Source organism: Anaerotruncus massiliensis (ex Togo et al. 2026), assembly GCF_030825285.1.
Taxonomy (GTDB): Bacteria; Bacillota; Clostridia; order Oscillospirales; family Ruminococcaceae; genus Anaerotruncus; species Anaerotruncus massiliensis.
In genome coordinates, this window is the sequence record NZ_JAPJQF010000045.1 from 1 (window position 1) to 22391 (window position 22391).

The following is a 22391-nucleotide window of genomic DNA, read 5'->3' on the forward strand; positions in this document are numbered from 1 at the left end:
CTGATCCGTGGACGGGGCGCCGCCGACTTTGGCCGAAGGCCAACCGGAGGCGGCGCGGGGGTCAAGGGGGCATGGCCCCCTGCGGCTTCTTTCCCCCATTTCTTGTCCGTACAAGAAATGGGGCCGCCCGCCGGGGCGGGACCCGGCAACTCCGCCGCTCCCCGAGCGGCAAATCTAAGCCCGCTGTCGGTCGACTACCGACAAGCTCCGCCGCTCACTGAGCGGTAAGCCTAAAACCGCTGTCGGTCGACTACCGACAAGCTCTGCCGCTCCCCGAGCGGCAAAAAAAGAATCGCCGCACCCTGCCGGGCGCGGCGAAAAAATTATTTCCGAGAGTCCTCCAGCCGAATCTGCTTGCGCTTGATCTTGCCGGAGGTGGTTTTGGGCAGCTCGCTCACGAACTCGACGATGCGCGGATATTTATAGGGGGCGGTCTCCTTTTTGACGTGGTTCTGGAGCTCCTTTTTGAGCGCGTCGGAGGGTTCGTAGCCTCGGGCGAGCACGACGGTGGCCTTGACGACCTGCCCGCGCACCGGGTCGGGCGCGGCGGTGACGGCGCACTCGAGCACCGACGGATGGGTCATGAGCGCCGATTCGACCTCGAAGGGACCGATGCGGTAGCCCGAGCACTTGATCACGTCGTCGTTGCGGCCGACAAACCAGATATAGCCGTCGCTGTCCCGCCAGGCGGTGTCGCCGGTGGAATACATGTTGTCAAAGAAGGCGTCCTCATTGGCGGCGGGGTCGTCGCGGTATTCGACGAGCAGGCCGGCCGGGCGGAATTTGTCGAGGTTTTTGACGACGATCGTGCCGACGATGCCGTCCTCGCAGGAGTTGCCGTCCTCGTCGACGATGTCGAGGTCGTAGAGGGGCGAAAACTTGCCGGTCGAGCCGGGCTTGATCGGAAACCACGGGAAGTTCGCGATGATGACCGTCGTCTCCGACTGGCCGAAGCCCTCGGTGAGCTCCAGCCCGGTCGCCTCCTTCCAGCGGTTGAAGACCTCGGGATTGAGCGGCTCGCCCGCGATCGTGCATTTTTTGAGGGAGGAGAGATCGTATTTCGAGAGGTCCTCCTTGATGAGGAAGCGGTAGACGGTTGGCGGCGCGCAGAAGGTCGTCGGCCGCAGGTGCTCGACCGTCTCAAGCATGTGCCTGGGGTCAAATTTGCCCTCGGTGTCATATGCCACAATCACCGCTCCGCAGATCCACTGGCCGTAAATCTTGCCCCAGCCGAATTTCGCCCAGCCCGAATCGGCCGACACGAAATGCAGTCCGCCCTCCTCCACCTGGTGCCAGTAGTTGGCGGTGGTGATGTGCCCGAGCGGATAGGCGTAGTTGTGGACGATGAGCTTGGGCATCCCGGTGGTGCCGGAGGTGAAATACCCGAGCATGAGGTCGTGGACGTCGGTGGCCGCCTCCCCCGTGGGGCGCGGAAAAACGGAGGGATACGCCGCCGCCTCGGCGCGCAGGTCGATGCAGCCCGCCGGGACATGCGCCCCGACCACCGCCACCTGTTCGAGGGTTTTGCAGGCGGGACGCACCTGCGCGATGTTGCGGAGCAGCTCGTCGTCGTCCACCGTGCAGATCATCTTGACGCCCGCCTTGTTGCAGCGGTATTCGATGTCGTGCGGCATGAGCTGGAAGGTGGCCGGGATGACCACCGCGCCGATGCGGTGGAGCGCCAGCATACAAACCCACGCCTCCACCCGCTGTTTGAGCACGAGCAGGACGAAATCGCCCTTTTTCACGCCGTAATGGGTAAAGAAATTCGCCATGCGGCAGGAATACTCCGAGAGGTCCTTGAAGGTGTAGCGCCGCTCGTCGCGGCCGTCGTTCACCCAGACGAGCGCGGGCTTTTCGGGGTCTTTGGCCCACTCGTCGATCACATCATAGGCAAAGTTGAAATCCCCGGGCACGTTGAGGCGGTAGTTCGCCTTGAAATCCTCGTACGAGTCAAACCCGGTACGGGGTAAAAATTTTTCGATCATGTTTTTTTGCACCGCTTTCTTAAATTCTCTGGTCCGCGTTCATTCGTTGATGATGGTAAGGAATTTTACCGGGCCGCCTACGGCGCGCTGGCCGTGCGGCGTCATCGGATTGAAGAACGCGCTGTCGCCGGCCTCGAGAAGAAATTCCCGGGAACCGATTACCAGCTGTACGGTGCCTTTTAAGACGTAGTTGAACTCCTGCCCGCCGTGCACGACGAGCTCGGGGGGATTTTCCATCGGCTCCAGGTCGACCACCATCGGGTCGAACTGGCGGCCGATATAGTTGAAGGCGAGGGAACTGAATTTGTAGCCCTTGTACCGCTCCACCGACACGCCCCGCCCCTGGCGGACGATGGTGTAGTCGCTCATGCGGGGGGCGTCCCCGGTCAGGAGCACCGTGGGGTCGACGTTCAGCGCCGCCGCTACCGCGTAGATCACTCCTATCGGAATGTCGGATTCGGCGTTCTCGTACTGGTTGTACTCCGCTACCGATACGTTCACCTGCTTTGCAAGGTCGGCCGCGTCTACGTCGAGGATCTCGCGCAGCTCGCGGATGCGTTGGGCAATCTGCTTGATCTGGTCGTTCATGATGCTCCTCCTTCTTTCAAAAGTCGTGCGAAAAGGGATATCCCATATTTTACACTTTAACAGGGTAAATGGCAAGGAAAATTTTTTGATTCATATTGGGCCAAAACCCGAGCCCTCAAAAATTTCGTGCTATGATGACCGCGGGAGGGATGAAAAAATGTCCGACAAGGAACGGTTTTATTTGTGTCTGGCGGAGGTGCTGCGGGAGCTGCGGGCGGAACATAGATGGAGCGTGAGAGAGCTTTCGCAGGAAAGCGGCGTGAGCGAGCGGCTCATCCGCAAGCTTGAACGCGGCACCGACGTGGGGCGGGTCGGCGCGGGAAAAATCATGGAGCTTGCCGATGCGTTCGGCGTGACGCCTTACGAGGTCTTCCGGCGGGTCGACGAGCGGATGGGGCAATAAAATTCTCTTTCCCCATTGAACAAATCGGCGGGATGCGCTAAACTGTTGACAACGAACCGTGTCGAATTTAGGAGGGAACCCGCTATGGAACTGCTGAAACAGCGCATCCTCAAAGACGGCCACGTCAAGGCCGGCAACGTCCTCAAGGTGGACAACTTCCTCAACCACCAGATGGACGTGGCCCTTTTTGCCGAGATCGGCAAGGAGTTCAAGCGCCGCTTTGCCGGCTGCGGCGTCACCAAGATTCTGACCATCGAGGCGTCCGGAATCGGCATCGCCTGCCTGACCGCCGAACAGTTCGGCGTGCCGGTGGTCTTCGCCAAGAAGAGCCAGTCGAAAAACATCGACGGCGAGGTCTACACCACCCGTGTGGAGTCCTTCACCCACGGGCGGGTTTACGACATCATCGTCTCCAAAAAGTTCCTCTCCCCCGAGGACCGCGTCCTGCTCATCGACGACTTCCTCGCCAAGGGCAGCGCGCTCAACGGGCTTTGCCAGCTCGTCGAGGATTCGGGCGCGACGCTTGTGGGCGCGGGCATCGTGATCGAAAAGGGCTTCCAGGAGGGCGGCGAGCTCATCCGGGGACGGGGCGTGCGGGTGGAATCGCTCGCCATCGTCGACGCAATGGACCCGGAAACGGGGTCGGTTACGTTTAGAGACTAGGGGAACTTTTGAAAAAGTTCCCCTGGACCCCTCAAAACTTTTGATGCAGGCGTGGCGCTTTCCACTCCGCGCGCGCGTCCCGTGAGATAAAAAGTTTTGCCCGCCCATCAAACTAAAGTTTTCGCCGCCACTTGCCCTGCGGGCAAATGGTGTCCCCATTCGGGCCGTCGCTTCGCGACACCTTTTTAAAGGCGGCGGGGTGTCGGGGCGGAGCCCTGACGCGCGCCCCGCAGGGCGCAAGACACTTGATCCTGAGAAGCGATTTTTTTGGTTCTTTTTTTCAAGAAAAAAAAGAACGGGGCCTGCCGCGATGCTTTTGCGGCGGGCTCGCATTTCTTTCGGAGGGGGGCCTATGATGCCCGCGGTCACAGCGCCGGCGTTCACGCTCAACGACGAGCAGCGGATCGCCGCCGAAACCTTTACGGACAACCTGCTGGTGCTCGCGGGCGCGGGCACCGGCAAGACGAACACGCTTGCCTGCCGGGTGGCGAACCTGCTTTCCGGTGGGCTGGCAAAACCGGAGGAGATTCTCTGCCTCACCTTCACCAACCGCGCCTGCCGCGAGATGACCGAGCGGGTGGAGCGGATGGCGGGGAAGGCGGCGCGCGGCGTGACGGTCAAGACGGTCCACGCCTTCTGCGCGTGGCTGCTGCGGGAAACCCCCGGCGTTTTCACCGACGTGGGGCCGGACTTTTCCGTCTGTGACGCCGACGACGCGCGGGAAATCCTCCGGGAGGTCGTCTTCGAGGTGGTGGGGCGCGAGCCGGGCGACCAGGCGCTGCGGGTTTTGCAGGATTTCACCGGGCTGGTCAAGGACTGCTGGCTCGCCCGCCCGCAGGAGGACTGCTCCGCCGCCGCGGCGTGGGCGTTTGTCCACCGGCGGGAGGAGGTCGAGCGGGTGTGCGTCGGCCCCGACCGCCGCTTCGACCCCAAATTCCACCGCTTCCTCGTCAAATACGGCGCGTCGGTCGTGCGCCTCTACAACCTGAAGCTCCTGTCGAGCGGCCTGCTCGACTTCTCCGACCTGCTCATCCGCGCCTTTGCCCTGCTCGCCGACCCGCGCGCTTCCGCCCTCTGGCGGGAGCGGTTCCGCTTTGTCCACGTCGACGAGGTGCAGGACGTGAGCCTCGCGGAATACGGGCTTCTCTCCAAGCTCTGCGGGAACGCCCGGGTGCTCCTCTGCGGCGACTTCAACCAGACGATCTACCAGTGGCGCGGCTCCGACCCCGGCGCGCTTATCGCGCGCTTTACCGAGGAATTCCATCCGCGCGTGATTGAATTCACCGTCAACTACCGCAGCAGCCCCGGCCTGCTCGCCGCCGGGAACGCCTTTCTCGCGAACGCCTTCGGGCGGGGGCCGGGCGGCGGGGGGCATGTGGAATTCGGCGGCGACGTGGTCGTCCGCTCCTTCGACACCCCGGCCGACGAAATCCACTGGATCTACGGGCAGATCGCCTCCCTCGGGCTCACCGACTTTTCCCGCGCCGCGATCATCACCCGCACCAACAAGGTCTGTGCCGACGTGTGCGGCATCCTGCGCGCCAGCCGCCTCGACGACAGCCTGCCGCCCGTGCGGTTCATGCTCGCGGACGAGCTGCGGCTGCTCAAGCGCGCCGAGGTGAAGGACGCGCTCGCCTGCGTCTCCGTCGCCGCGAATCCCCGGGACGGGGAGGCGCTTGCCCGCGTGCTCAAGCGGCTGGTCAAGGGGGTCGGCCCCGCGACGGTGGGCGCGATCGCCGCCAACTACCGCGAGGGCGGCGGGGCCGCGCTCGCCGACTTTTTCGACCCGCGCACCAGAAATACCGGCGACTTCTTTTCCCCGCTGCTCGACGCGCTCGCGGAGGGCCGCGTCGTCGTCTACGACGTGGAATCCACCGGCACCGACGTCTATTCCGACGAGATCGTGCAGATGGCCGCCGTGCGCCTCGACCCCGCCGGGAACGTCTCCGAGCGGTTCGAGCGGTTTTTGCGGCCGTCGGGGCCGGTCGGGGACTCCGAAAAGGTCCACGGCTTTACCGACGGCTTCCTCGCGGAGCGCGGGGAGGACCCCGCGAAGGCGCTGGGGGATTTCCTCCGGTTCTGCGAGGGGTGTGTGATCGTCGGGCACAACGTCGCCTTCGACGTTGCGATCACCCGCCGGAACCTCGCGCGCAGCGGCGCGCCGGGGGAGTTCGGCAACGTCTGGTACGACACCCTCGACCTCTCCCGCCGCTACCTCAAAAACCTCGAAAACCACAAGCTCCTGACCGTGGCGGCGGCGCTCGGCGCGGCAAACGACCCCACCCACAACGCGATGGACGACATCCTCGCCACCGCCGACGTGCTCCGCGCGCTTGTAAAGGGATACCTCCTGCCGGGGCAGGAGGCGCGGCGCGCTTTCTACGCGAAATACCTGCCCCGCCTCGCGGGCGCGGCCTCCCTCGTGGAGACCGCCCGCCGGGAGGCGGAGGGGCTCGGCGGGCCCGCCGCCGCGCGGATGCTGCTCGACCGGTTCGGGGTGTGGGAGCTCTATGACGGCGCGCCCGAGAAACGCGCGAATTTACAGCTCTTTCTCGACTTCGCGGACGACTTCTGCGATCCCGCCCTGCCGCCCGCGCGGCAGCTCTCCGCCCTGCTCGAGCTCTCCGCCCTCTCGTCGAGTGAGCTCGACCGCATGAGCCGCTCCGCCAACAAGGTCGCGGTCATCACCGCCCACCAGTCCAAGGGGTGCGAGTTCGATTACGTCTTCCTGCCCGTCTTGCAGGAGGGGGTCTTCCCCACCTTCCAGGCGGCCAGGTCGGGCGAGCTGGAGGAGGAGAAGCGGGTCTTCTACGTCTCGATCACCCGCGCGCGGAAAAAGCTCTTCCTCACCTGGTCGCGCTGCGGGATGAACAACTACCCATCCAAGCCCAGCCGCTTCCTCGGGATGCTGGGGTGAAAAAGAGGACGCCAAGGGGGCCGCTTCCCAGCCGGGAAGCGGCCCCCTTTCCGATGTTCCTTTTTCTCCTGTAAAAAGGAACCGAAAAACACGCCTGAAGGATGGGGATTCCGCGCCTGCGGGCGCGCCGGGAGCACTGCCCGAATCAAAGGTTTCGGGTTTCAGGGGGCTTTTCAAAGCCCCCTGAGAAAGGCAGGCGCACGGTGACGGAGGTGCCGGCGCCGGGCGCGGATTCGAGCGAGATCGAGCCGCCGTGGCGCTCGACGATGTGCTTGACGATCGAAAGGCCCAGCCCGGTGCCGCCCGTCTGCTTGGAGCGGGACTTGTCCACGCGGTAAAACCGCTCGAAGATGCGCGCCTGGTGCTCGCGCGGGATGCCGATGCCGGTGTCCGCCACCGTGACGGCGGCCCAGTCCCCCTCGCGGCGGATGCTCAGGTCGACGCGGCCGCCCGGGCGGTTATATTTGACGGCGTTGTCCGCGAGGTTGCAGACGAGCTCGTCGAGCATCTGCCGGCTGCCCCGCACCGTGACGAGATCGCCCGAGACGGCGATCGCCACCTGCTTCTGCTCCGCGGGGAAGCGCAGCGCCTCGGCCGCCCCCTCGCAGAGGGCGCGCAGCTCGACCGGCTCGTCCTCGACGGCGCCCGACTGCTCGATGCGGGAGAGGCGGATGATGTCGTCGGTCAGCGCGATCAGCCTGCGGGCCTCGCTGTAGATCCGCCCGGCGAACCGCTTGACGTCCTCCTCCCCGGAGGCCATGCCGTTTTGGAGCATCTCGGCAAAGCCGGAGATCGAGGTGAGCGGGGTTTTGAGCTCGTGGGAGACGTTGGCGGTGAACTCGCGGCGCACCTGCTCCGCCCGCTGCTGCTCGGTGACGTCGAGCAACAGGACGATCGTGCCCGCGACCTGTCCGCCGTCCTCCCGCACGGGGCTGGCGAAGGCGTGGCAGGCGCGCCCGTCCCGTTCGAGGACCACGTCGGCGCCTTCGCCGCCGGCCGCGCGCTCGATGCACGCGCCCAGCTCGGCGTCGCGGGTGACGACGAGGACGTTTTTCCCCTCGTATTCCCCCGCCGGGCTTCCCAGCAGGGAGAGGGCCGCCGCGTTGACCGAGAGGACCTCCTTCTCCCGGCCGAGCAGGAGCAGCCCCTCCTTCATGTTGGAGGTGATCGTTTTGATCGTGTCGCGCTCGGCGCGCAGCCGCTCCATCTGCTCGCCGATCAGGCGGTTCTTTTCGCGCAGCTTCCGGTAGAAGGGCTCGAGCTCCTCATAGCCGCGCAGGCTGTCGGTGTTTTCGAGGTCCTCCGCCAGCGCCTCCACCGGCCGCACCAGCCGCCGGGTCAGGCGGGAGGCCAGCAGCATGCTCAGCAGCAGGGTGACGAGCACGATGCCCGCCATGAGCGGGATCACCCCCGCGAAGACCGCGCCGATGCTGCGGGTCTGCTTGGAGACGCGCAGGACGCTGCCGTCGGGCAGGGCGGCCGCGTAGTAGCAGGTGTCGAGCCCCATCGTCTCGGAGCGGCGGATGTCCTCGCCGCTGCCCACGCTGAGCGCCTCCCGCACCTCGGGGCGGTCGAGATGGTTCTCCATGCCCGCGCGGTCGTTGTCCGAGTCGAAGAGCACCCCGCCCTCCGGGGTGATGAGGGTGATGCGGAAGCTGTCGAACCGGATGTCCAAGCTGGAGAGGTAGTCCAGCCTCTCCTCCCCCGTGTAGGCGACCGACCGGGCGATCAGCTTGTGTTCGTCGCGTAGCTCCTGCTGCACCTGCCTCACGAGCAGTCCGTGGGCCGACCAGAGGGTCAGCGCCGCCGTGAGCAGCGCCATGCCGATCGCCGCGGCGCACAGGCTCCAATATACGTTCCGTTTCATCTTGGTCTCCTTTTGGCGCCGCGCGCCTATTCCCCGATCTTGTAGCCCACGCCCCGCACCGTGCGGATGATCTCCCCGCAGGCGCCCAGCTTATGGCGGAGCGATTTGATGTGCATGTCGACGGTGCGGCTCTCCCCCTCGTAGTCGAAGCCCCACACCCGTTCCATGATCTTTTCGCGGGTGAGCACGAGGCCCTGGTTTTTGAGCAGGAAGGCGAGCAGCTCGAACTCCTTGTAGGTGAGGGCGACCGGCTCCCCGGCGGCCGTGACGGCGCGCCTGCCCGGGTCGAGGGAGACCTCCCCGTAAAGGAGCGGCGCGGGCTCCTCGCCGGGGCCCGCCCGGCGCAGCACCGCGCGCACGCGGGAGAGCAGCTCCATGACCCCGAAGGGCTTGGTGACGTAGTCGTCGGCGCCCGCGTCGAGGCCCTTCACCTTGTCGTATTCGGTGGCGCGCGCGGTCAGCATGATGACGGGGATGTCCGCCGTGCGCACCGATTCCTTCATGCGGCGCAGGATGGCCAGCCCGTCGTCCCCCGGCAGCATGATGTCGAGCAGCACGAGGGAAGGCGCAAGCGCGTCGCACGCCTCCCAGAACGCGTCGGCGCGTTCGAAGCCGCGCGCCTCATAGCCGCTGCTCGCCAGCGCGTAGAGCACCAGCTCGCGGATGCTCTCGTCGTCCTCCACCAGATAGACCCTCGCGGCCATTCAAGTCCCCTCCGTTTCCGGGTCAGATGACCCGCTCGTTGCCGTGTTCGCCGGTGATCGAAAAGACCACCCACTCGGCGATGTTGGTCGCGTGGTCGCCGATCCGCTCGAAGTATTTGGCGACCATCACAAGGTCGATCGCCTCTTCCCCGTCCGCGCCGTCCTCCCGGATGAGGCGGACGATATCGTCCCGCACCTGGTTGAAGAGGTCGTCGACGATGTCGTCGCAGGCGATGACCGCCCGCGCCCGGTCGAGGTCGCGCGCCACGAACGCGTCGACCGCCCCCGTGACCATGCGGACGGTCGCCCACGCCATCTGCGGGATGTGCTCGAGCGAGCCGGCGCAGCCGTCGTCGATCAGGCGGAGCGCGATCTCGGAGATGTCCTCCGCCTGGTCGCCGATCCGCTCCATGTCGGTGATCATCTTGAGCGCGGTGGAGATCATCCGCAGGTCGGCCGCGACCGGCTGCTGCTGGAGCAGCAGCCGCAGGCAGCGGCGCTCGATCTGCTTTTCCTTCTCGTCCACCCGCGCGCCCTGCCCGATCGCCTGCCGGGCGAGCGCGGGGTCCTTTTCGAGCAGCGCGCGGGAGGCGTCGTCGATTGCCCGCTCGATGAGCGCGCCCATCTCGATCAGCTCGTTGTTGAGCGCGGAAAGCTCCTGGTCAAACCGGTTCCTCATCTATCCGAACCTCCCCGTGATATAGTCCTCGGTGCGCTTGTCCTTCGGCATCGAGAAGAGGTCTTCGGTCGCGCCGAACTCGACCACCTCGCCCAGCAGAAAAAACGCCGTCTCGTCCGAAATGCGGGTGGCCTGCTGCATGTTGTGGGTGACGATGATGATCGTGTAATTCTTTTTCAATTCTAACACAAGGTCCTCGATCTTGGAAGTGGAAATCGGGTCGAGGGCGCTGGTGGGTTCGTCCATCAAGAGCACCTCCGGCTCGACCGCCAGCGCGCGGGCGATGCACAGCCGCTGCTGCTGCCCGCCCGACAGCCCGAGCGCCGGCTTTTTGAGCCGATCCTTCACTTCCTCCCAGATCGCCGCGTCCCGCAGGGATTTCTCCACGATCCCGTCGAGCCGCGCGCGGGAACGGACGCCGTGGGTGCGCGGCCCGTAGGCGATGTTGTCGTAGACGCTCATCGGAAAGGGATTGGGCTTCTGGAAAACCATCCCCACCCGCCTGCGCAGCAGGTTCACGTCCATGTCCCCGTAGACGTCCTCCCCGTCGAGCAGCACCCGCCCGGTGATGCGGCAGCCCTCCACGAGGTCGTTCATCCGGTTGAGGGATTTGAGCAGGGTCGACTTGCCGCAGCCCGACGGGCCGATGAACGCGGTGATCGCCCGTTCCCCGAGCGAAAGCTCCACGTTTTTGAGCGCCTGGAAGTCGCCGTAAAAGAGGTCGAGGCCCTCGATTTGAAATTTGTCCTTCATCCTGTTCCCTAGCCTTTCGTAAGCCGCCTGGCGACCACCGCCGAGAGGGTGTTGATGAGCAGCACCGTGACCAGCAGCACGACCGCCGTCGCGTATGCCTCGTTGGTGTGGAGCCCCTCGCTCGAGAGCACGTACATGTGGATGGCGAGCGTCCGCCCCGACAGGAAGAGCGCGTCCTTCCCGCCCGGGATCTGCGCGACGGTGCCCGCCGTATAGATGAGCGCCGCCGTCTCGCCGACGATCCTGCCGATGGCGAGGATCACCCCCGCCAGAATCCCCGGCACCGCCGAGGGCAGCACCACCTTGAAGACGGTGCGCAGCCTGCCCGCGCCCAGACCGAAGCTCGCCTCGCGGAAGGCGTCGGGCACCGATTTGAGGGCCTCCTCGGTGGTGCGCATGATGAGCGGGAGGATCATGATCGCCAGCGTGCACGCGCCCGAAAGGAGCGAAAAGCCCCAGTGCAGCGCGGTGACGAAGAAGAGCATCCCGAAGAGCCCGTAGACGATCGAGGGGATGCCGCTGAGCGTTTCGGAGGTGATCCGCACCAGCCCGACGAGCCGGTTGCCGCGGCGGGCGTATTCGACGAGGTAGATCGCCGTGAAGATGCCCAGCGGCGCGGCGATGAGCAGCGAGAGAAGGGTCATCATCACCGTCGTGACGACCGCCGGGAAGAGGGAGACGTTGACCGAGTTGTAGGTCAGCTCAAAGAGGGAGGGGGTGATGTGGGGCGCCCCCCTGACGAGGATGTACCCGATGATGAAGAGCAGCGTCGCGGCCGTCAGCAGCGCCGCGAGCCCGACCAGCAGGAAGAGCAGCAGCGAGAGGGGCCGGCGCAGGTAGGACCGGGCCCGCTGGCGGAGGCTCACGCGGTTGACGGCGGGGAGGCCGTGGATGTCGCGCATCAGTCCATCCTCCTTTTGAGCAGCGAAAAGCAGAGATTGATGAGCAGGATAAAGACGAAGAGCACGACGCCGGTGGCGATGAGCGCCTCCCGGTGGAGCCCCGAGGCATAGCCCATCTCCATGACGATGTTCGCCGTCAGCGTGCGCACCCCCTTGAAGAGGCCGGCCGGCATCCGCGGCTGGTTGCCGGCGACCATGATGACCGCCATCGTCTCGCCGATGGCGCGGCCGACGCCGAGCACCACCCCCGCGAGAATGCCGCTTTTGGCGGCGGGCAGCACCGCGAAAAAGACGGCGCGCTCATGGGTCGCGCCCAGGGCGAGCGCGCCCTCGTAGTAGCTCTGCGGCACGGCGCGCAGCGCCGATTCGGACACGCCGATGACCGTCGGCAGGATCATGATCCCCAGCAGGATCGAGGCGGCCAGGATGCTGCTGCCGTTCACCGCGCCGAGCCTCCGGAAATGCTCCCGGATGAAGGGGACGATGACCACCATCCCGAAAAAGCCGTAGACGATCGAGGGGATGCCCGCCATCAGCTGGACGGCGGGCCCCAGCACCCGGTAGGCGGGGCGGGGGCAGAACCGCGCGAGGAAGACGGCGGCCAGGATGCCGACCGGCACGCCGAGGAGGATCGCGCCGCCCGTCACATAGACGCTTCCGAGGATCATCGGGAAGATGCCGAAGGAGGCGGGCACGTCCTGGGGGGCCCACTTGCGCCCGAGCAGGAATTCCCCCGCGCCGATCTCCCCGATCGCCGGGATGCCGCCCATGAAGAGGAAGAGGCAGATCACGGCCACCGCCGCGATCGACGCGAGCGCGCAGGCCAAAAAGAGGATTTCCATCCCTTTTTCCTTGATTTTACCGGACATCGGCGAAGTCTCCTTTGCTGCCCGCGCGGGGCGGTCTGGCGGAGGGCGGCCGGGCGGGAAACCCGCCCGGTCCCCGGCATGGGAAAGGGGCGGATGCTCATCCGCCCTTTTCCGGAGGAAAGAAATGAAAAGGAAGAAAGCGTTCTATCGGAAGCGGGAACCGGCTCAGCCGGCCACCGCGCTCCACGCGGTCGCCGCGCCGGTGAAGATCTCCTTTACCTGCGCGCTGGTGAGGTCCCCGACCGGGTTGCCGGGGGCGACCACGACCGCGATGCCGTCGTTGGCGATGACGGTCGCGGAGAGGGCCGCGGCCTCCTCGTCCTTAAGCTCGCGGGAGGCCATGCCGATGTCGCAGGTGCCGTCCATCGCGGCGGTCATGCCGGAGGTGGAATCGCTTGTCTGGATCTCGATCACGGCGGCGGGATTTAACGCGGTGTAGGCCTCCTTGAGCTTCTCCATGACCGGGGAGACGGAGGAGGAACCGGCCACGACGATCTTGCCCTCGGGCTTGCCGCCCGCATAGGCGGCCGCGTCGGCGGCGGCCCTGATGTAGCCGTTGTCCTCAATGATCTGCTGGCCCTCGGCGCTCATGATGAAATCCAGGAAGTCCTTCGTGACGCCGGACGCCTCCCCCCTGACCGCGACGTTGAAGGGGCGCGCGACCTTGTAGACGCCGGAGGCGACGTTCGCGGCGGTCGCTTCGGCGCCGTCGATCTTCACCGCCTTGACGGTGTCGTTGAGGGAGCCCAGCGAGATGTAGCCGATCGCGTAGGGATCGCCGGCGACGGTCGTCATGACCACGTTGGTCTGGTTGGCGATCGTGGCCTCCTCGGTGGTGCGGTCGACCTTGGTGCCGTCCTCACCCTTCTCCTCGATGCCGAAGAGCTCGATGAAGGCGCCGCGCGTGCCGGAGCCGGGCTCGCGGGAGATGACCGAGATCGGGTTGGAGGCGTCAAAGTCGGAGGCGGGCGCCTCGGACGGCGCGGCCCCGGAGGCCGGGGTCCCGGAGGCGGGAGCCGCCGCGTCCGGGGCGGCGGGTTCGCCGGCGGGGGCGGAGGAGCAGCCTGCCAGCGCGGAGAGCATCATCAGGGAAGCAAGCGCTATCGCAAAAATCTTTTTCATTGTTTTCACCTTTCTTTACTGGTTGTTCCGTTCCTGAGGTACGCGATAAGAATACCTTCCCCATGTAAAAACACAAGCCGCGCCGTGTAAAAACTGCGTAAAATTATGTGCAAACCGCCAAAAAACCGGCTTGCCGTTTGGCGAACCCGACAGGCTTCATTGTTACGAAACAATTTGGACAGACAATCCCCCGATAAATGTTAAAAAATCTTCAAACGGGTTTCACATCTGCCCGGTATACTGAAGCCACTCCAAAACGAAAGGCGGGATGCCATCGGGACGAGACCCAGCTGTATTTTCCCAATACCGATCCTGATCTTTTCTTTCTTCTCCTCATACAATACTGTCAGCCCGCCGGGCGGCCGGAATACCGGCCCGGCGGGCGGGACAGACCAACGTCCGCCTGCGCCTCGCGCGCAGTTTCAGATAGATAAAAAAGGGGAACGGCCCGCGGGCCGTTCCCCTTTTTTGAGTGCTCAGTAGTTTTCCGCCTTGACCTGGAACCACGCCTGCGGCTTTTCGCAGACGGGGCATTTGGGCGGGGGCGTGGTGCCCTCGTAGATGTGCCCGCAGTTGAGGCAGATCCAGGTGACGCTCTGCGGTTTCTGGAAGACGGTGTTGCCGTCCACGTTGCCCTTGAGGTGCTGGAACCGCTGCATGTGCTCCTGCTCGATCTTCGCCACCAGCTCGAACAGCGCCGCGATCCGGTCGAAGCCCTCCTCGCGCGCCTCCTTCGCAAAGGTCGGGTACATCGTCTCGTACTCGTACTGCTCGCCGTCCGCCGCCGCCTGTAGATTGTCGGTCGTCGGCTGCATGCCGTTATGCAGGATCTTGAACCAGATCTCCGCGTGCTCCTTCTCGTTGTTCGCCGTCTCGAGGAAGAGGTCCCCGATCTGCTGGAAACCGTCCTCCTTCGCCTTCGCCCCGAAGAAGGTGTATTTGTTGCGCGCCTGGCTTTCGCCCGCGAAGGCCGCCAGCAGGTTTGCCTCGGTTTTGGAACCCTTTAAAATTTTCTGCTGCATGGTCAAATCTCCTTTGCCAAAATTCTATCCATAGAATTCCCATGCGCGATCCGTTTCATACGGGGCGGGCGAAAAATTTGCGGGAGGGGCCTTCTTTCTTTTCTATCGCAAAAGAAAGAAGCAAGGAAAAGGTTCCCAAAGCGGGGCCTGCGGGCCCGGGTCAAGGGCTCCGCCCTCGAAAATGCCCGGCGTTCCTTCCGGAACGCCGGGCATTTTCTCACCCGCCGCCTTTAAAAAGGTGTCGCGAAGCGGCGGCCCGAATGGGGACACCATTTGCCCGCAGGGCAAGTGGCGGCGAAACGTTTTATTTGCCCTCACGGGCGGCGCCACGCCGGAATCGAAAGTTCACTGGGGGGAACGCTTTCAGGAGGGTTTCCCCAGCGCCTCCACCGCGTCGGCGGCGGAATCCATCCAGTCGCCCTCGAACAGCTCCACGACGCCCTTGTCGCAGACGGACGCCAGCGCGGGGTCGAGCGGCAGCTTGGCGAGCACGGGCAGACCGTAGCGGGCCGCGATTTCGTCGACGTGGCTTTCGCCGAAGATGTTGATCCGCCTGCCGCAGTCGGGGCACTCGACATAGCTCATGTTCTCCACGATGCCCAGAATGGGGATGTTCATGAGCCGGGCCATCTTGACCGCCTTCTCGACGACCATCTCGACCAGCTCCTGCGGGGAGGCCACCACGACGATCCCGTCGAGCGGGATCGACTGGAAGACGGTCAGCGGCACGTCCCCCGTTCCGGGCGGCATGTCGACGAAGAGGAAGTCGACGTCGTTCCAGATCACGTCGGTCCAGAACTGCTTGACCACCCCCGCGATCACCGGGCCGCGCCACACGACCGGGTCGCTCTCGTTCTCGAGCAGCAGGTTGATCGAGATCACGTCGACGCCCGTCTTGGTGCGCACCGGCAGGATCGCCTCGCCCATGCCCGACGCCTTTTCATGCAGGCCGAACGCCTTGGGGATCGACGGGCCGGTCACGTCGGCGTCCATGATGCCGGTGTGGTGGCCGCGCCGGTTGAGCAGCACCGCCAGCATCGAGGTGACCAGGGACTTTCCCACGCCGCCCTTGCCGCTGACCACGCCCACCACCTTGCGGACGCTGCTCAGCTCGTGGGGCTTCTCGAGGAAATCCTCCGGCTTCATCTGCCGTTCGGCGCAGTTTTCGCCGCACGACTCACAGTTGTGTGTACATTCGCTCATGCAATCAGAACTCCTTTACAGGGCCCCGTTTGAAAACAGGCCCGAATACCATAGCTAACAGTATATTGCGGGCGGGCGGGTTTGTCAACGTCCTCCACCAAAACGGTAGAATTAAAAATTCCGCGAAAGTGTGCTATAATAGGCGCGGGCGGCGCGCGGCCGGGTCAGATGTGCAGCGCCTTTTGGGGGCACTCCTCCACGCATTGGAAGCAGAGGATGCACTCGGTGCCGTTTTTCCGCCCGCGGGAGTTGTCCACCATATCCACGTCCATCGGGCAGACCTTCCTGCACCGGCCGCAGGACACGCACCGGCTGGTATCATTCTTGACGCGCAGGAGGGAAAAATAACTTGCCGGCTTCAAAAAAACCGTAACCGGACAGAGATATTTGCAGAACGCCCGGTTGTCCCGGAAGCCGAACGCCAGCGCGACGCCAGCCGCGTAGTAGAGGAGATTCCCGGCGAGAAAGCTCCAAAACAGGATCTTGTCCCTGCCGGCGGCGCCCAGCAGGAAGAGGCCGCCCACAAAGACGAGGGAGGCGGCGAACACGATGTACCGGACAAAGCCGAGCTTTTTCCGGGGCCCCCGGGGAACCCGGAAGGGCAAAAGGTCCAGGACCATCGCCGTCCAGCAGGCGTACCCGCACCAGCCCCGCCCGAAGAGGAGCGGCCCGAAGATTTTCGCAACCGCGTAGTGGATGGTCGCCGCCTCGAACACGCCGGAAAAAAGGTAGTACCAGAATCCTTCGATCTGCATGTTTTCCCCGCGCAGGACGCCGAGGTAGAGCAGCATGTAGAGGCCGACAGCGAACTGAACCAGGCGGCGGGCGTATTTGACATGCCGGCCGTAGAAAAACACGCCGAGCGCGAGGCAGGCGCCGATGTAGGTAAAATTGAACAGGTAGAACCGGCTGCCGAGCGTGAGCCAGAGGGTCACCGCGACGGCCTCGAACAGAAGCCACAGCAGCGCCGGGAATCCGTATTTTTTCACGATCGTTTCCTCATTTCAACGGCGCGGTCGCCGTGCCGTCCGTATCAGTTTACCGCAAAACCGCGAAGATTTCCACCATTTTGAACGAACAAGCGCCGGGAGGGGATTTCATGGACCGCGTGATCCTGCACTGCGACTGCAACGCCTTTTACGCCTCGGTGGAGACGCTCCTGCGTCCCGAGCTGGAAAGGGTGCCGATGGCGGTGTGCGGCGACCCGGAAAGCCGTCACGGCATCATCCTCGCCAAAAACGAGCGGGCCAAAAAATTCGGCGTGGCCACCGCCGAGACGATCTGGCAGGCAAAGCGCAAATGCCCCGGCCTCACCCTCGTGCCGCCCCACCGGGGGGAGTACGTCAAATACTCCCGGCTGGTCAACGAGATCTACCAGCGCTACACCGACCAGGTCGAGCCGTTCGGCATCGACGAGTCTTGGCTCGACGTGACGGGCAGCCAGAACCTCTTCGGGACGGGGCCGGAGATCGCCGACGAGATCCGCCGGACCGTGCGGGAGGAGCTGGGGCTCACCGTGTCGGTGGGGGTCAGCTTCAACAAGGCGTTCGCCAAGCTCGGCAGCGACTACAAAAAGCCCGACGCCACCACCGTCATCTCCCGCGAAAACTTCCGCCGGATCGTCTGGCCGCTGCCGGTGGGCGCGCTGCTCTACGTGGGGAAGGCCGCGCAGGAGACGCTCGCGCAGCTCCAGGTGCGCACGATCGGCCAGCTGGCCGCCTGCGACCGCGCGCTCGTCGCGAAGCGGCTGGGCAAGATGGGCGAGATGATCCACGACTACGCCAACGGGCTCGATATGAGCCCCGTGCGCGCGGCGGACGACGCGCGGGAAATCAAATCGGTCGGCAACGGCATGACCTACCGCCGCAACCTCGTGGGGCTGGAGGACATCCGCCTCGCGGTCCTGACCCTCAGCGATTCGGTGTCCGCCCGGATGCGGCGGCACGGGGTCAAATGCCGGACGGTGCAGGTGCTCATCCGCGACCCCGGCTTCAAATCGATCTCCCGCCAGCGCGCGCTGCCCGCGCCCACCCATCTGGGAAAGGAGATCGCCGAGGCGGCGCTTTCGATCATCCGCGACGCGTGGGACCTGCGCGCGCCCATCCGCATGATCACGATCACCGGCGCGAACCTCACCGACGCCGGCGGCGCGGGGGAGCAGCTCTCCCTCTTCGCGCCGCCCGACGACGAGAGCCGGGAGAAGCGGGAGCGGCTCGAGGCCGCGATGGACGGCATCCGCGAGAAGTTCGGGCAGGACGCCATCGGCCCCGCCGGGGTGCTCGGCAACGACATCGGCATCGGCATCGGCGGGGCGGGCTGGAACAAGGACGAATGACGCCCGTTTCCGTAAGAATGCCGTAAGAATCTTTTGCGGCTTCGTTCATAATTCCGCCATGTTTTGTGGACGCGCGGTGCTATAATGAAATTGGGAAATCGCGGGAGCGGGCAGGAAAACGCCCGGAATTGCGCACTGTTCCTGTGAAACCCGCACGGACGGCGAATTCGCCCTAGAAAGGGGACTGTCATATGAAAAAGACCGCATTGCTGCTGGCGCTGCTGCTGGCCCTCTCCGGCTGCCAGCCCGCCGCGCCCGTCGAGGCGCAGAACGGCGGGAGCGCTTCCTCCGCCGCGGAGGAGTCCGCCCCGGCGTCAGGCCCGGCGGACGAGGACCCCCGGGAGGACCCCGCCCCGCAGGCGGACGCCTCCTACGTCGACGCGCCCGAGCCGGACGAGCCCCCGCAGACGACGGTCGGCGCGATCGAGCTGCCCGCCGAACCGGCCTCCTCTAACGCCGGCTATTCGGTCGACCTGCTCACCCCCGCGCAGTACGACCTCTACTACCCGCTCAACCGGGGCGGCTACCGGCAGTTCCAGACCGCCGACTTCTTCCCGCTGGGGCAGGGCGGCAAATACGCCGTCGCCAACCGGAACGGCAGGCTGCTAACCAACGTGGAATACGAGCTTGGCATCGAGGGCTGGAACTCGATCGACGGCATGGTGCCGCTCAAAAAGGACGGCAAGGCGGGCGCGATCGACGCGGCCGACGGCTCCGTGCTCGTGCCGTTTGAATACGACGACGTGTGGTGCGCCAGCGGCAGCGACGGGAGCGGCCTCTACAGGGTGCAGAAGGGCGACGCCGTCGAGATGATCGACCGCACGGGCGTCACCCGCTTTTCGATGGAGCGCGGGGACGACTTCACGGCGCTCAAAAAACGGTTCGTGCTCTATAAGGACGGGATGCTGCGCTTTTATAACCAGCAGTACTCCCCCATCGCCAACTTCGCCTGCGACGGGATGGAGGTCGTCTCCAGCCCCCGCACCAACGAGGGGGGCCGCGACCTGATCGCCTTTGATTACGAGGGCGCGTGGGGCCTCGCGGACAGCGACGGCAAATTCCTGACCGACCCGGTCTACGACGAGATCGGCTATTTCACCGGCTCCTACGCGGTGGTCACCCAGAACGGCAAGCGCGGCATCATCAACGACCGCGGCAAGGTGGTCGTCAAGCCCGAATGGGACGACATCACCCTCTATAAAAGCAGCGCGAGCGTCTGCAAGGACAACCGCTGGGGCGTCATCACCGACATCGACAGCGGCGAGCCCGCCGTCAAGCCCTCCTATGACTACATCATGGGCTTCGGGGATTACGGCTACGCCTGCTTCGAGCGCAACGGCAAGTTCGGCATCATGGACAAGGAGGGCAACGAGATCGTCCCCGCGCGGTACGACGGCACCCTCTCGACCTCCCGCTCGCTCGACAAGGGCTACTATATCCTCGAAAGCGGCGACGGCCCCTTTAACAGCGGCATCGTCGACGGCCGGGGCCGCGTCATCATCCCGACCGACCACTACGTCCAGCCGGGCGCGGACGGGGAAAAGCTCAACCTCGTCCTGACCCCCTCGGGCAAGTGGGGCTTTGCCAACGACCGCGGGCAGTTCGTCATCGACGCGCAGTTTGAAAACGCCTCCCCCTTCATCAGCGGCAAAAACGTCGCCTTCGTCCAGAAGGACGGCAAAATCTGCCTGGTCAACCGCAAGGGCGAGCTCGTGCTCAAAACCGTCTTCAGCGACCTTATCGGCTACAACCCCGATACCATGGTCTGCGCCATGGAGTATACCGCCGCGGACGGCACCGTCAAGGGCTGCCTCGTCAAGGTGAACCTCCCCGCCTAGTTCCGAAAGCTGAGAAAAAAAGCCGCCCGCAAGGGCGGCTTTTCTTTTTGGCGCTTTTGAAAAGCGCCGTGAAATTTTGGTTCAGGCGGGGCGTCATCCGTGCCCGCCGGTCCCGAAGTCGGTTCCGTGCATCAACCTTTGCCAAAAAATGCATTGAACCTGCCGGAGATTTATGGGATAATAGCCGGAGAGCGGTCATTGCCCCAAAACGGGATATGCCGCGGCGTCACCGGCAGGCCGTGCCAAAAGTCCTTTACACACAGGGCGGGGGTCCTGCGCGCGGCAGGCTTTCCTTCGGGAAAGCCGGAAGGAGGAGAAAACAGATGGACAAAGGGAGCGGACGGGTGAGCGACCTGCGGTATTTGCAGCTGCTTGCCCGACAATACCCGAACACGCGGGCGGCAAGCAGCGAGATCATCAATCTCCAGGCGATCCTCAACCTGCCCAAGGGCACCGAGCATTTCATGTCCGACCTGCACGGGGAGTACGAGGCGTTTTTACATATCCTCAACAGCGCGTCGGGCGCGGTGCGGGAAAAATGCGACATTCTCTTTGAAAACACGATGACGCGGGAGGAGCGCGCGCGGCTGGCCACGCTGATCTACTATCCCGAGGAGAAGCTGCGGGAGATCCACGAGACGGTCGGGGACATCGGGGAGTGGTATAAGCTCACCCTTCACCGGCTGATCGAGATCTGCCGGCTCGTCACCTCCAAATACACCCGGTCCAAGGTGCGCAAGGCGCTGCCCGCGGACTACGCCTATATCATCGACGAGCTGCTCAACACCAACTACGAGGTGCACAACAAAAAGGACTACTATGAAAACATCCTCTCGACGATCATCCATCTCGGCCGCGCGGAGGATTTCATCACCGCGGTGTCCGGGGTCATCAAGACGCTGATCGTCGATCACCTGCACATTGTGGGGGACATCTTCGACCGGGGCCCCCGCGCCGACATCATCCTCGATTCCCTCATGGCGCACCATTCGGTGGACATCCAGTGGGGCAACCACGACGTGCTCTGGATGGGCGCGGCCACCGGCAGCCGCACCTGCATCGCGACGGTGCTCAACAACTCGATCACCTACAACAACCTCGAGGTGATCGAGACCGGCTACGGCATCAGCCTGCGCCCGCTGGCGCTCTTCGCCAACGAGGTTTACCGCGACGTGGACGTCTCGCGCTTCCTGCCCAAGGGGCCGGTCGACGCGGCCACCTTCGACGCCAAGGACGCCGCGCTCGCCGCGCGGATGCACAAGGCGATCGCGGTCATCCTCTTCAAGCTCGAGGGGCAGATCATTTTACGCAACCCGGCATTCGGCATGGACGACCGGCTCCTGCTCGACAAGATCGACTACGCGAACCGCACCGTGCGGATCGGGGGGGCCGACTTCCCGCTGCGGGACACCGAGCTTCCCACCGTCGACCGCGCGAACCCCTACGCCCTCTCCCCCGAGGAGGAGCGGGTCATGGCGCAGCTCAAGGCGGCCTTCCTCAGCAGCGAGAAGCTCCAGCGGCATGCGCGCTTCCTCTACACCAAGGGCGGGCTTTACAAATGCTACAACGGCAACCTGCTCTATCACGGCTGCATCCCGATGAACGACGACAGCTCCTTCATGGAATTTTCCATCGGCTGCGAAAAGCTCGCGGGCCGGGCCTTTTTCGACCACGCGGAGGCGCTGGCCCGGCAGGGCTATTACGCCCCCGAGGGCTCGCCCGAAAAACAGTCGGGCAAGGACTTTCTGTGGTTCCTCTGGTGCGGGCGCAACTCCCCCCTCTTCGGGCGGGACCATATCGCCACCTTTGAGCGGGCGCTTGTCCCCGACGAGACGACGTGGGTGGAGCGCAAAAACCCCTATTACTCCTACTACAACGACGCGGACGTCTGCATCCGCATTCTGCGGGAGTTCGGCCTGGAGGGCCCCCACTGCCACATCGTGAACGGCCATGTGCCGGTCAAGTCGAAGGACGGAGAGAATCCCATCAAGGCGGGCGGGCGGCTGATCGTCATCGACGGCGGCTTCTGCCGCGCCTACCAGCCGACCACCGGCATCGCGGGCTACACCCTGATCTACAACTCCTGGGGCATCCGCATCGCCTCCCACGAGCCCTTCTCCGGGCGGGAAAACGCCATCCGCAACAACAAGGACATCGTCTCCACCTCGGTGGTATTCGAGCGGATGGAATCCCGCATCAAGATCGCCGAGACCGACATCGGCGAGGAGCTTCGGCGCAACATCGAGGACCTCAAATGGCTGCTTATCGCCTTTAAAACCGGAGAGATCAAAGAGAGGAATTCCTATTGATTTTGAAAAGGCCGCCCTTTTGGGCGGCCTTTCCTTTTTTAATTTTCCGCCCTGCGGGCAGAGGCTTTTTTTGCGCCCCTCCAGGGCGCTTTGGATTTGCCGCGCTGCGCCCGGCGGGGCTTTAGATGCGCTCCTCGCCTGCAGCGAGCGCCGCAGAGCGGCGACGCGCATTCGAAGAGGGCCACAGGCGCCACTTGTCCCTTCGGGACAAATGGTGTCCCCATTCGGG

General features: G+C 64.5%; 18 protein-coding genes. 6 read left to right on the forward strand and 12 right to left on the reverse strand.

Features of this window, described 5'->3' with window-relative positions; translation table 11 throughout:
• Positions 1 to 323: 323 nt before the first annotated feature.
• Both RCI06_RS11370 and RCI06_RS11375 read right to left on the reverse strand, forming a co-directional pair.
• The gene (locus tag RCI06_RS11370) at positions 324 to 1988 is read right to left on the reverse strand and encodes an AMP-binding protein (RefSeq protein WP_306576158.1); all 1665 of its coding nucleotides are present in this window, start codon (positions 1986 to 1988) and stop codon (positions 324 to 326) included.
• Between the two features lie 39 nt (positions 1989 to 2027).
• Complete coding sequence (locus RCI06_RS11375; protein WP_101552754.1) at positions 2028 to 2576, reverse strand: helix-turn-helix domain-containing protein; 549 nt, start codon at positions 2574 to 2576, stop codon at positions 2028 to 2030.
• Between the two features lie 157 nt (positions 2577 to 2733).
• Between RCI06_RS11375 and RCI06_RS11380 the strand changes: the two genes are divergently transcribed.
• From RCI06_RS11380 to RCI06_RS11390, 3 genes are all read left to right on the forward strand, one after another.
• Positions 2734 to 2979: a helix-turn-helix domain-containing protein gene (locus RCI06_RS11380; protein ID WP_306576159.1), complete on the forward strand. Its 246-nt coding sequence runs from the start codon at positions 2734 to 2736 to the stop codon at positions 2977 to 2979.
• 84 nt (positions 2980 to 3063) lie between these two features.
• Complete coding sequence (locus RCI06_RS11385; RefSeq protein ID WP_101552758.1) at positions 3064 to 3642, forward strand: xanthine phosphoribosyltransferase; 579 nt, start codon at positions 3064 to 3066, stop codon at positions 3640 to 3642.
• 355 nt (positions 3643 to 3997) lie between these two features.
• Positions 3998 to 6559: an ATP-dependent helicase gene (locus RCI06_RS11390; protein ID WP_306576160.1), complete on the forward strand. Its 2562-nt coding sequence runs from the start codon at positions 3998 to 4000 to the stop codon at positions 6557 to 6559.
• Positions 6560 to 6704: 145 nt separating this feature from the next.
• On the opposite strand, the gene RCI06_RS11395 is transcribed toward RCI06_RS11390, so the two are convergent.
• The 10 genes from RCI06_RS11395 to RCI06_RS11440 form a co-directional block, all read right to left on the reverse strand.
• Positions 6705 to 8426 carry an ATP-binding protein gene (locus RCI06_RS11395; RefSeq protein WP_306576161.1) on the reverse strand — a complete coding sequence of 574 codons (1722 nt, stop codon included), beginning with the start codon at positions 8424 to 8426 and terminating at the stop codon, positions 6705 to 6707.
• A 26-nt stretch (positions 8427 to 8452) separates the two neighbouring features.
• Positions 8453 to 9130 (reverse strand): winged helix-turn-helix domain-containing protein, encoded by a 678-nt coding sequence (locus RCI06_RS11400; protein WP_306576162.1) that lies wholly within the window; start codon positions 9128 to 9130, stop codon positions 8453 to 8455.
• A gap of 22 nt (positions 9131 to 9152) precedes the next feature.
• A complete protein-coding gene (gene phoU, locus RCI06_RS11405) occupies positions 9153 to 9809 on the reverse strand; it encodes a phosphate signaling complex protein PhoU (RefSeq protein ID WP_101552765.1) in 657 nt (218 codons plus the stop codon).
• Positions 9810 to 10562: a phosphate ABC transporter ATP-binding protein PstB gene (pstB, locus tag RCI06_RS11410; protein ID WP_101552767.1), complete on the reverse strand. Its 753-nt coding sequence runs from the start codon at positions 10560 to 10562 to the stop codon at positions 9810 to 9812.
• An 8-nt stretch (positions 10563 to 10570) separates the two neighbouring features.
• On the reverse strand, positions 10571 to 11464 hold the full coding sequence (gene pstA, locus RCI06_RS11415; RefSeq protein WP_306576163.1) for a phosphate ABC transporter permease PstA: 894 nt from the start codon (positions 11462 to 11464) through the stop codon (positions 10571 to 10573).
• Complete coding sequence (pstC, locus tag RCI06_RS11420) at positions 11464 to 12333, reverse strand: phosphate ABC transporter permease subunit PstC (protein ID WP_101552771.1); 870 nt, start codon at positions 12331 to 12333, stop codon at positions 11464 to 11466. The genes pstA and pstC overlap by 1 nt, the downstream gene beginning before the upstream one ends.
• 165 nt (positions 12334 to 12498) lie before the next feature.
• Positions 12499 to 13455: a substrate-binding domain-containing protein gene (locus RCI06_RS11425; protein WP_306576164.1), complete on the reverse strand. Its 957-nt coding sequence runs from the start codon at positions 13453 to 13455 to the stop codon at positions 12499 to 12501.
• Positions 13456 to 13931: 476 nt separating this feature from the next.
• Complete coding sequence (gene rbr / locus RCI06_RS11430; RefSeq protein WP_306576165.1) at positions 13932 to 14477, reverse strand: rubrerythrin; 546 nt, start codon at positions 14475 to 14477, stop codon at positions 13932 to 13934.
• Positions 14478 to 14840: 363 nt separating this feature from the next.
• Positions 14841 to 15680, reverse strand: a complete 840-nt coding sequence (locus RCI06_RS11435) for an Mrp/NBP35 family ATP-binding protein (protein WP_101552775.1) — start codon at positions 15678 to 15680, stop codon at positions 14841 to 14843.
• 164 nt (positions 15681 to 15844) lie between these two features.
• Positions 15845 to 16669, reverse strand: coding sequence for a 4Fe-4S dicluster domain-containing protein (locus RCI06_RS11440; protein ID WP_276872361.1), 825 nt, complete (start codon positions 16667 to 16669; stop codon positions 15845 to 15847).
• 110 nt (positions 16670 to 16779) lie between these two features.
• On the opposite strand from RCI06_RS11440, the gene dinB reads away from it, so the two are divergent.
• From dinB to RCI06_RS11455, 3 genes are all read left to right on the forward strand, one after another.
• Positions 16780 to 18015 carry a DNA polymerase IV gene (gene dinB, locus RCI06_RS11445; protein WP_306576166.1) on the forward strand — a complete coding sequence of 412 codons (1236 nt, stop codon included), beginning with the start codon at positions 16780 to 16782 and terminating at the stop codon, positions 18013 to 18015.
• 191 nt (positions 18016 to 18206) lie between these two features.
• Positions 18207 to 19853, forward strand: a complete 1647-nt coding sequence (locus tag RCI06_RS11450; protein ID WP_276872349.1) for a WG repeat-containing protein — start codon at positions 18207 to 18209, stop codon at positions 19851 to 19853.
• Between the two features lie 323 nt (positions 19854 to 20176).
• Positions 20177 to 22162: a fructose-1,6-bisphosphatase gene (locus RCI06_RS11455; RefSeq protein ID WP_306576167.1), complete on the forward strand. Its 1986-nt coding sequence runs from the start codon at positions 20177 to 20179 to the stop codon at positions 22160 to 22162.
• The last annotated feature ends 229 nt before the right edge of the window (positions 22163 to 22391 follow it).